This is a genomic window from Beijerinckia sp. L45 (genome assembly GCF_009765775.1).
Lineage (GTDB): Bacteria > Pseudomonadota > Alphaproteobacteria > Rhizobiales > Beijerinckiaceae > RH-AL1.
Map to the genome: position 1 here is coordinate 1,560 of NZ_LMUU01000096.1, position 8,801 is coordinate 10,360.

At 65.3% G+C, this 8,801-nt stretch carries 12 protein-coding genes and 1 pseudogene; 7 read left to right on the top strand and 6 right to left on the bottom strand.

The window, feature by feature from the left end; all coding sequences use genetic code 11:
* Positions 1–156: 156 nt before the first annotated feature.
* Positions 157–1,173: a non-homologous end-joining DNA ligase gene (gene ligD, locus GSQ79_RS09705; RefSeq protein WP_158808517.1), complete on the bottom strand. Its 1,017-nt coding sequence runs from the start codon at positions 1,171–1,173 to the stop codon at positions 157–159.
* A 502-nt stretch (positions 1,174–1,675) separates the two neighbouring features.
* On the opposite strand from ligD, the gene GSQ79_RS09710 reads away from it, so the two are divergent.
* The 3 genes from GSQ79_RS09710 (at position 1,676) to dinB (ending at position 3,412) form a co-directional block, all read left to right on the top strand.
* A complete protein-coding gene (locus tag GSQ79_RS09710; RefSeq protein ID WP_158808518.1) occupies positions 1,676–1,963 on the top strand; it encodes a hypothetical protein in 288 nt (95 codons plus the stop codon).
* On the top strand, positions 1,951–2,205 hold the full coding sequence (locus GSQ79_RS09715) for a hypothetical protein (protein ID WP_158808519.1): 255 nt from the start codon (positions 1,951–1,953) through the stop codon (positions 2,203–2,205). Before GSQ79_RS09710 ends, GSQ79_RS09715 begins: the two co-directional genes overlap by 13 nt.
* Before the next feature lie 97 nt (positions 2,206–2,302).
* Entirely contained in the window at positions 2,303–3,412 is a 1,110-nt protein-coding gene (dinB, locus tag GSQ79_RS09720; protein WP_158808572.1) for a DNA polymerase IV, read from the top strand.
* A gap of 9 nt (positions 3,413–3,421) precedes the next feature.
* On the opposite strand, the gene GSQ79_RS09725 is transcribed toward dinB, so the two are convergent.
* Together GSQ79_RS09725 and GSQ79_RS09730 are read right to left on the bottom strand one after the other, a co-directional pair.
* Entirely contained in the window at positions 3,422–4,024 is a 603-nt protein-coding gene (locus tag GSQ79_RS09725) for a DUF3443 family protein (protein ID WP_256379012.1), read from the bottom strand.
* 28 nt (positions 4,025–4,052) lie between these two features.
* Positions 4,053–4,331 (bottom strand): hypothetical protein, encoded by a 279-nt coding sequence (locus GSQ79_RS09730; RefSeq protein ID WP_158808521.1) that lies wholly within the window; start codon positions 4,329–4,331, stop codon positions 4,053–4,055.
* 264 nt (positions 4,332–4,595) lie between these two features.
* Here GSQ79_RS09730 and GSQ79_RS09735 point away from each other — a divergent pair, with 264 nt between their 5' ends.
* The 3 genes from GSQ79_RS09735 (at position 4,596) to GSQ79_RS09745 (ending at position 5,694) form a co-directional block, all read left to right on the top strand.
* Positions 4,596–4,781 (top strand): hypothetical protein, encoded by a 186-nt coding sequence (locus tag GSQ79_RS09735; RefSeq protein ID WP_158808522.1) that lies wholly within the window; start codon positions 4,596–4,598, stop codon positions 4,779–4,781.
* 108 nt (positions 4,782–4,889) lie between these two features.
* Positions 4,890–5,177 carry a hypothetical protein gene (locus tag GSQ79_RS09740; RefSeq protein ID WP_246725229.1) on the top strand — a complete coding sequence of 96 codons (288 nt, stop codon included), beginning with the start codon at positions 4,890–4,892 and terminating at the stop codon, positions 5,175–5,177.
* Between the two features lie 145 nt (positions 5,178–5,322).
* A complete protein-coding gene (locus tag GSQ79_RS09745; RefSeq protein ID WP_158808523.1) occupies positions 5,323–5,694 on the top strand; it encodes a hypothetical protein in 372 nt (123 codons plus the stop codon).
* Positions 5,695–5,783: 89 nt separating this feature from the next.
* On the opposite strand, the gene GSQ79_RS09750 is transcribed toward GSQ79_RS09745, so the two are convergent.
* Both GSQ79_RS09750 and GSQ79_RS09755 read right to left on the bottom strand, forming a co-directional pair.
* Positions 5,784–6,341, bottom strand: coding sequence for a flavin reductase family protein (locus GSQ79_RS09750; protein WP_158808524.1), 558 nt, complete (start codon positions 6,339–6,341; stop codon positions 5,784–5,786).
* A 19-nt stretch (positions 6,342–6,360) separates the two neighbouring features.
* A complete protein-coding gene (locus tag GSQ79_RS09755; protein ID WP_158808525.1) occupies positions 6,361–7,842 on the bottom strand; it encodes a hypothetical protein in 1,482 nt (493 codons plus the stop codon).
* 200 nt (positions 7,843–8,042) lie between these two features.
* Here GSQ79_RS09755 and GSQ79_RS09760 point away from each other — a divergent pair, with 200 nt between their 5' ends.
* The gene (locus GSQ79_RS09760) at positions 8,043–8,297 is read left to right on the top strand and encodes a hypothetical protein (RefSeq protein WP_158808526.1); all 255 of its coding nucleotides are present in this window, start codon (positions 8,043–8,045) and stop codon (positions 8,295–8,297) included.
* Between the two features lie 298 nt (positions 8,298–8,595).
* Here the strand turns inward: GSQ79_RS09760 and GSQ79_RS29425 are convergent.
* Positions 8,596–8,801, bottom strand: a pseudogene (locus tag GSQ79_RS29425) (transglutaminase family protein); the annotation flags it as partial.

Sequence of the window (8,801 nt, forward strand, 5' to 3'; positions counted from 1 at the left end):
CCGCCACCAAACGCATCAAGGCCGGAGGCAAGGTGGAAACCCACATGGACGCGGAAAGCATCGCGACACTCGCCAGCACGCGGCTCCTCCACCTTCTCGCCGATGATCCGGTCCAAGCCTATGCCCCCTGAGGGCGGTTCAAGACGCAAGCTCGGATCAATCCACCAACCCCTTGAAGCTCGCATGTCGCAGCTCGCCGGCGGCCGTCGTCCCGCGATAGGCGATCTCGGCCTGTAGATCCGGTCGAACCCATACGGCCCCCTTCGTCTTCAGGCCCGGCACGGCGCACTTCGGCATCACGATCGCGTCGAGCTTCGCCCTTAGCATCGTCGCAACACGGTCGCTGAAGCCCGTCCCGACGTTGCCGACGGAGACCAGCCTGCCGCCATCGAGCCGCGCCAGCTTGAGGTTCGCCAGCGCGCCGCGGACGGCCCCTGACGTTGGTTGGTACCCGACGACCACGAAGGCCTCGGTCAAGATACTCTTGGTCTTGAGCCAGGTCTTGGACCGGCCGGAGCGATAGGGTGCATCGATCCGCTTCGACACGATGCCCTCTAGCTCGTGCTCGCAGGCGACGCGGAACAGATCGGCACCGGAGCCGGTGTATTCGTCGCTGAGCATCACGGCACTCGACGGCCGCATGAGGAAGCCCAGGGCCTCGCGGCGATCGCCCAGCGGCTTCGTCCGCAGATCCTCGCCGTCGAGGAACAGCAGGTCGAACGCGTACATCACCGCGGCCTCCGATCCATGGCGCGTGAGGTCGGCCTGCAGCTCCGAGAAGTTCGAGCGGCCCATGTCGTCGAGCACGACCGCCTCGCCGTCGATGACGGCGGAGCGCACGTTCAGCTTCAGCAGCGCGGCGGCGATGTTCGGGAACCGGCTGGTCCAGTCGTGGCCGTTGCGGGTGCGGATCGTCACCTTGCCGTCGGCGACGTAGGCGGAGACGCGGTAGCCGTCCCACTTGATCTCGTGGATCCAGTCATCACCGACCGGCGGCCTGTCGACGAGCGTCGGCAGGCAGGGCTTGATCCACTTCGGCAGTGGCCTGTCGAAGAGACCGGACTGGCGCGGGTCGATCATTTTTCCGACGAGGGCCCGACCCGCGATCCGCTCGACGGCGACGTCGTTTGATTTCTTGGTCTGTGGCGAAGGGCGGCGCGGCGGCTTGGGCATAGGCCGACGATGCCGATGGTTGGTTAAGGCGCCGTTCGTCGGTCCTCCGTTCGCCTTCGCAGGGCGTTCGAGGCATGGGGCAGGGAGTATTCGCCGCGACTTTGCGGAACGTCCGCGAACGAAACTGACCTATCGCGATTAGGGGTGACATCTTCCACAAGGAGACATTGCCGATGACCATCGATACCATCCCGCTCCAGCCCTCGGCCACACCGCGGACACCAGCGGCCGGGTGAAGGCGCCGTCGTCAGTGTCGGACGGCACGCCCGACCCGGCGATGAGCTGCGGCTCGCTGGACCTCGCCATGACGACCCCGGCACCAACAACCGATACGCCTGCACCTGCGACACCCGACAAGGAGTAGGCGCTTGCTCCGACCTTCGGGATTGGCTGGAGGTCGGAGCGCGACTTCAATGGATTTATCCCCATTACCCACAGCCCGTTGCCCATCGACTCGCCCGCGTATTAGCAATAGAACATAGGGGGAACAACGAGGCGGCGCATGGCATCGAGACGGAAGAGCCGCTTTGAGCGGCCGCGCGATCCGGCACAGGTTGTCCGCTCGCTCCGCGCCTGTCGGGAGGCGATGACCAAGGTGCACATCGAGACCATCCCCTTCGGCCCCACCTACCGCCTCGCATCAGGCGTGATGGAGGCGGTCGACGCGTTCGCGGATCACCTGTCGGGCGCCAAGGGATACTTCCATGGTGCCGGCGGATCCGCGAGCGAGGCCGCCCGTCATTACAACTGGATGGCTCGCGAGAAGGGAGATCTGCCGTGGCCGCGGTGACCTACTACGTGGCGTTGCCGTTCGTATGGAGCGAGGACGGCGAGCTCGTCGCCGGCGAGGCGCAGGAGCGTCAAACCGCGTCAGCGGCGATCCGGGCGGCCCAGGCGCTGGCAAACACGCCTACCGGCGCCGTTGCGTTCTCGCGGACCGGAGGCCCGTCGACCGGCGACTTTGCGGATGCCGAGGTCATCCGCTCCTTCGGCACGGTCCCCGACGCCGACACGCTGCTGGCCGCGCCTTGAGATGACGATGCCGTATTCGATCGACCAAGAGCCAGTCATCGCTCGCGAGCACGTTGATGCGGACGTTATGACGATCGATACGGGGATGGCGCCGATCATGGGGCGGGGGCTTGAGGATGTCGGGGCCAACGCTCCGGAACCGCGGCAGCGCAAGATAATCCACGTCGACATGGACGCGTTCTTCGCCTCGGTCGAGCAGCGCGACAATCCCGAGCTGCGCGGCCTGCCGGTCGCCGTCGGCGGTTCCCGTGAGCGCGGCGTCGTCGCCGCCGCGAGCTACGAGGCCCGCGTCTTCGGCGTTCGCTCGGCGATGCCGTCGGTCACCGCGCGGCGCAAATGCCCTTCGCTCGTGTTCGTCAAGCCGCGCTTCGAGGTCTACAAGGCAGTGTCGATGCAGATTAGGGCGATCTTCGCCGAGCACACACCGCTCATCGAGCCGCTGTCGCTCGACGAGGCCTATCTTGACGTGACCGAGAACATCCAAGGCATCCCGCTAGCGACCGACATCGCCCTCGCGATCCGCGCGAGGATCCGTGCCGAGACCGGCCTCACCGCGTCGGCCGGGATCTCCTACAACAAGTTCCTGGCGAAGCTCGCCTCCGACCATCGCAAGCCCGACGGCCAGTACGTCATCACGCCGCGAATGGGTCCAGCCTTCGTCGAGGCGCTGCCTATCGGCCGCTTCCACGGCGTCGGGCCCGCCACCGAGGCGAAGATGCACCGGCTCGGCATCATGTCCGGCGCCGACCTCAAGACGAAGTCGTTGGTCTTCCTGCAGCAGCACTTCGCCAAGTCGGGACCCTATTACTTTGGGATCGCGCGAGGCATCGACTTCCGACCAGTGCGCACCAATCGCATCCGCAAGTCCGTCGGTGCCGAGAACACCTTCATGGCGGACCTCGTTGATTACGAGCCGATGCGGGACGCGCTGCAGCCGATCCTCGACAAGGTCTGGCGTCACTGCGAGGCGACCGGCGTCCGCGGTCGGACCATCACCTTGAAGATGAAGTTCTCGGACTTCACGCAGATCACCCGAAGTCGGTCGGAGGACACGGCGATCGGAAGCCGGGAGGCGCTTGAGACGGCGAGCCTCGAACTCCTGGTGCGGGAGATGCCGGTGCCACGAGCCGTGCGGCTTCTCGGTGTGAGCCTGTCGAACCTGGAAGCGCAGGGGCAGGACCAAGCGGGGACGCTGCTTATTGAATGACGGCCACAGTCACCTGAAGGCGAAGAAGGGGCCGGTTTGGCCCGTTCCGCCCGGCACGCTCATTCCATCGAAAACGAGAGCAATGCGCTTACCCAGGAAATAGGGCGCACCCCACACGAACGTCCTAGATCCCGTGTCGGCGGCGATCGCCGCGTCGCCAACTGCGCCGAGACCTTGATCCCCGATGGCCTGGTAGTTGCCGACGGCGAATGACGTCGGCACCTCTTCGCCCGCGCCGATCATCGTTGCTGCGAAGGCCCGGGCGGGGTCGGCACAGAGAGCCCACGGCATGCGCGGACATCGTGGAATGGTGTTTCCGCCGACGATGTCGCTCATGGTGCCGCTGTCCAGATAGCTGTCTGGATACGCAACGCCGTCGTAGACGGTCGTGAAGTAGCCTCTCTGGTCCAGCCGGACGATGCGCGCGTCATCGAGCTTGTTGTCGATCGCCGTGCCGACCCCGAACGTCAGCGTGCCCGTCACCTCTTTCTCTGCCCCGACTGCACAATCTGTGTGGTGGCCGGTAAGGTGATCGCGGCGAGCCAGGCGACGGCGACCATGACCAGGTAGGGCAACCGGGCCTGTCGACTTGGTATGGCGCCGCGTGTCGATCCGGGACGATGACGCAGCCGCCCATGGTCTAGTGCTGCGCGGAGCCCGTCTCCCGCATGGCCTTGTCGAGCGTCGTCTCGCATCCCTTGACGTCGCCGCGCTGGTCGGCCGCCTTCGCGTTCTCGATGACCTCGCGGGACTTGACCGTGCGGGCGTTGGCTTGGTTCGAGGGGGCTCCATCGCTTGCAGCGCCGTTGGCGTTCAGCTTCTTCTCCAAGGCCTCGACCTTGTCGCCGCACGGGGACGCGGCGGCATGCGTGACGCCGAGCAGGGAGAGGAACAGAACCGATGTTGTGACGACGCGCATGGTGATCTCCGACCGGCTTGATGCCGGCTAAGGCGAACGGTCGGCTGCTGCTTCGGTTCGGGTTGAAGGCGATGATGTGAGCGTCTGGAGCCGCGCTGGCCGCAGTTCGTGCCGTTCTACCAAGAGGGGTGACGATTAGAAGGCGGATCGGTCGCGAAGTTGAGAATAGCGAAGAAAACGACGATCCGGATCGCCGGGTGGTTGCATGGACATCGAAATCCGCGATGCTGGCGTTGCGGCATCTGAAGCGACGGGGACCCGACAATGTCGAACGTCATCGAATTCCCAAGACCCAAGGTCAATCTTCCTATCCGTACGCGGGAGGAGTTCTGGGCCTACAAGCGCGACGGCGCCAAGATCTCGAGCGACTACGCCCGACGCTTCGAGATGCGGGTTGCCGAGGTCCTCAAAGACGGGTCGCCCGCGCAAACGGATGGCAGTCGGAGCTAACGGCAGCCGACGAAGACGCGGCAGATTCGCTGAGTGCGACAAAGTGTCGAGGGCGTCGAACCATAGTCCGCGCTCATCATTTGCCTTCCATAACGAAAGGAGACGGACATGAACACGACCTTGAAGAACATCACGATCGCAGGCCTGACCGCCCTCACGTTGGGTGCAGGCGTTGCAACGACGACAGCGACGGCGGACGCTCAGGGCTTCCGCGGCGGTGGCTGGCATGGCGGCTACGGACGCCACTACGGTGGTCGCGGTGCGGCGATCGGGCTTGGCATCGCAGGCGCGGCGCTGGCTACGGGTGCAGCCTACAACTATTATCATCGTCCATACGGTTATGGCTACGGTGACGGATATGGCCGTCCGTACGGCGCCTACGGTTCTGAATACTAGGCGACGTTCAGCAGATCCCGAGCCCCGTCGCGCGCCGCGCGGCGGGGCTTTTGCGTTGTATCGGCGACTGGCGAATTACGCCGTGGTCAGATACGCGATCATCCTCGATCTTGCGCTCGACCAGCCGAGCCGGCGATATAGATGCATGGACCAGTCCCAATCGATGGCATCCGCTACCGGAACAGGCCGCCTGACGCTCTTACAGACGTTCGTGCACTGGCTCGCCCCGAAGTCGATTTACATCCGGCCTCCGGCCGTGGCGCGTCGAACCCGTGGCTTCCGGCTTATCAGTGTCACCCACGAACTTGTCCCGACCCCGCTCGGTCGGCGATTGAGGTTTCCCTACATCCGCGGGGGCTACGAGGGCGCCGCACGCCGATGGAACAGCATCGAGACCGGCGAGCCGATCACGAACGAACGCTTCATCGATTGGCTCGAACGCATATGGTTGGCCGCGATCGGCGTCGAGCCGGCTCCCGACCTCTTCCTCGATCGGCCTGTCGATCGTGTCACCTGACCCAAGCGCTTCGGCACGAAGACGCTCCATTGACTTGGCTCGACGGTGGCCGACGCATCACGCGTGCGCTGGCTTCCGGCGCTCGCAGGTCAGATGTCCTTTTGCAATGCCTTCCATAGGATCATGCGTTCGCGCAGGTCGACGGTGCGCCCGTCGACCGTGAAGGTCCCGTCGCCGTTGTGGTGCAGCGTACGGCGCTCCTTGCGCTCGTCGTCATAGCGGATGGCGACGGGCTCGAGCAGGAAGAGGTCGTAGTCGGACGCCATCCGGTCGTCGGCGATCCGGCACTCGATGTTGGCGAGGCATTCGCGGATGTGCGGTGCCTGCACCATCGCCGCTGGCTCCGGCGTCAGCCCGAACCGCTCGAACTTGTCGACGTCGTCGCCCGAGCAGTTGCCGATGTCGACGACCTTCCGCGCGAGATCGACGGTCGGGACGCAGATCACGCACTCCCGCGTCTCGACGAGAGCCGCATGGCTATGGTCCCAGGGGCCGATCACGACGCCGATGAGCGGCGGCGCGTGCCTGACGACCATGTGGAAGCCCATCGTCATGATGTTCGCCCGGCCGGCGTCGGCCGTCGTCACGAGGACGATCGGACCAGCCTCCAGAAACCTGTAGGCGAGGACGGGATCGACATCCCTCATCTCACGATCCGATGCCTTCTCACTGCGGACAACCCGCACCACCCGCGTTCCGGATGAGGTAGAGGCCGTCGTTCGCCGCAAGCAGGATGCCACCGGTCGCCGGCTCGCGCGCCATGGTCAATCCTGTCGTCGGCAGGATGGGGAACGGAGTGCCCAGGCGCTCAAAGGTGAGGTCGGGTCGCACGAGGTACAAGCCGTCTTCGCTCCTCATTACGGCGCCGCCACCCTCCGGCCAATCGATCCACGCCCGCCCCCGGTCGAACGGCGCTGGAAGCGGCTTCAGGCTTGCTTCCTCCGTCACTTCGGACACCTTCTGCGGCGTCGTCGCCGCGCGACCGGACACGACCCCGTAACGCCATTCCAACAGCACGGCCCGTCCGATCGAGGGAAGGTCGACCGCTTCGAGCCTCGAGGCTCGATCGATCTGGTCCGCCATGCGATGCAGTCTGACGCCATCGTAGAGGAACAGGCCCTTGGATCCCTCGAAGAGGATCCGCTTCAGCGTCGGAAGGTCCTGGTGGTTTCTCATGTCGCCGATGTCGCCGCCGATCTCCTCGAGGGTGTCGCCGTGAAACCTCAGCCATCGGCGGGCCGAGAGATCGAACCAGTGGCGCTTCCCGTAGTAGAAGGCCTGGGAGAAGATCGGCGACGTGTGGAAGTACGTGCTCGCGTCGTTGATGCTCGTCGTCAGGACGGTCGTGGCGCTGAATGCCTGTGTGCGCTCATCCTTCGTGATGGCGACGACGATCTTCTGGCCGAGATAGAGCGCGAGGCCGGATCCGGGCGCATCGAAGACCGGGCCGAACTCGTCCTTCCCGACGTTGAGGAGCGTCTGCAGGCGGTTGTCGTCGGACAGGACGAGCAGGTCGTGGTTCGAGCCGAGCATCGCGATCCCGCCGAGCGACGGCATGTCGGCGAGTGCTTCAAGCGGCGGGATCGTCACCTCGCGCCCGTCCGCCTTCGGTCGCCAAGATTCCATCGTCGTCCCGTCGAAGGCTAGGACATCGCGTTTGCGGGACAACGCCAGCGAGAGCTTGTGCCGGGCGATCGTGGCGACGCCGATGAAGCTGTCGTTCGAGATCCTCAGGAAGCTGCTGTTGTCCGGATTGGACACGAAGAAGCCCTTCTTGAACTTGTAGGCCAGCACGCGATGCGACCATGGCTCCATCGCCTTTCCTCCCCAGTCGACGGCGCCGATGGGCCATGTTCCGAAGGGCACGACCGTGGCGCTGGCGTTGACCGTGTAGCGGGCGCTGTGCCCGTTGGTGGAGAAGACGACGCGCTTGAAGCCGGCGATCGCCTCGACATTTAGCTTCGGTTCGCGGCTTCCCGTGGTCTTCTTCGGTTCGAGGCGCGGGGTCAGGTCGGCGTCTGCCGGGTCCCCGAACCGCAACTGGACCACACATCGCGTGGACGCCTGTTGCGGGAGGACGGCGGTCGGCGCGATAGCGAGCATGGCGCCGAAGGTAAAGGACATGCCGATGGTACGAGGCAGGCTCATGGCCCTTCGTTGACCGCGATCCGCTTGGCGTCGGCCGTCTTTGGCTTCTCTCTGCATCACCTCGATCGCCGTCACGCGGAGCCTGCCCTGGCAGAACGGTAAGCTCTACATCCTCGTGCATGCCTTGGGCACATCTCTCATTTCCTCCGACCCTCCGCCCGCGCGTTGCTTCTTGCCGGCCGTCGGCCGACAAAGAGTCCATGAAGCTCACCTCCATGCTCAAGCTTACCGCTCTCGCGATCATCCTCCTCGCGCCGCTTCCAGCCGTCGCCCAGGCGCCCGAGGACGACAGCGCGCTACGGCAGAACTGCGTAGGCGACTACTTCCGGTTCTGCGCGACCTACCTGCCTGGCTCGAAGGCGATCCGGCAGTGCTTCGCGGCCAGGATCGACCAGTTGACGCCCGAGTGCCGTGGCGCGATCCGCGACTTCGACCGGCGCAACCCGAAGCGCTGAACCGCCTGCAATGTGTGGACCGAGAGCCGGCCGCTTCCGGGCGGCAAGGCTCCCAAGATGGAGCCGATCGTGTTTCCGTGATCCGACGCAAGCCTCGAATCGTCGTACTCGCCTTCTGCACGATCGCGTGTGTGGCGATCATCGTTCTCGTGCCGGTCGTCACCGTCGGTCGCGTCGAGCAGGTGCTCCGGCAGCAGCAACGGCGTTGGTCGCCGTAGGGTTCGTGCTCGGAGCGAAGATGGGGCAAGGACCCAACCGCATCGCCCGCCGCGACACCAGGTTGACCGGGCAGTGTCCGTCAGACGGCCGAAACCATGACCTGCACGTCCAACGACAGGAAGTCGTCGGCGGCGCCAACGTACCCGCCCGTGACCGGCATGATCTGCGTGTTCGCGCGCGCGATGGCCACCGGAATGAGATGGCTCGCGCCGACGCGGCGATGCGTCGGGTCGAACGCGATCCAGCCCGCCTCCGGCAGGAACACCTCGGCCCAGGCGTGGGTCG

What these genes read in the sequence shown, in the direction of transcription:
- ligD (WP_158808517.1), bottom strand. Translation starts at nt 1,173, where the DNA reads ATGCCCAAGCCGCCGCGCCGCCCTTCGCCACAGACCAAGAAATCAAAC.
- GSQ79_RS09710 (WP_158808518.1), top strand. Translation starts at nt 1,676, where the DNA reads ATGGCATCGAGACGGAAGAGCCGCTTTGAGCGGCCGCGCGATCCGGCA.
- dinB (WP_158808572.1), top strand. Translation starts at nt 2,303, where the DNA reads ATGGGGCGGGGGCTTGAGGATGTCGGGGCCAACGCTCCGGAACCGCGG.
- GSQ79_RS09730 (WP_158808521.1), bottom strand. Translation starts at nt 4,331, where the DNA reads ATGCGCGTCGTCACAACATCGGTTCTGTTCCTCTCCCTGCTCGGCGTC.
- GSQ79_RS09735 (WP_158808522.1), top strand. Translation starts at nt 4,596, where the DNA reads ATGTCGAACGTCATCGAATTCCCAAGACCCAAGGTCAATCTTCCTATC.
- GSQ79_RS09740 (WP_246725229.1), top strand. Translation starts at nt 4,890, where the DNA reads ATGAACACGACCTTGAAGAACATCACGATCGCAGGCCTGACCGCCCTC.
- GSQ79_RS09745 (WP_158808523.1), top strand. Translation starts at nt 5,323, where the DNA reads ATGGACCAGTCCCAATCGATGGCATCCGCTACCGGAACAGGCCGCCTG.
- GSQ79_RS09750 (WP_158808524.1), bottom strand. Translation starts at nt 6,341, where the DNA reads ATGAGGGATGTCGATCCCGTCCTCGCCTACAGGTTTCTGGAGGCTGGT.
- GSQ79_RS09755 (WP_158808525.1), bottom strand. Translation starts at nt 7,842, where the DNA reads ATGAGCCTGCCTCGTACCATCGGCATGTCCTTTACCTTCGGCGCCATG.
- GSQ79_RS09760 (WP_158808526.1), top strand. Translation starts at nt 8,043, where the DNA reads ATGAAGCTCACCTCCATGCTCAAGCTTACCGCTCTCGCGATCATCCTC.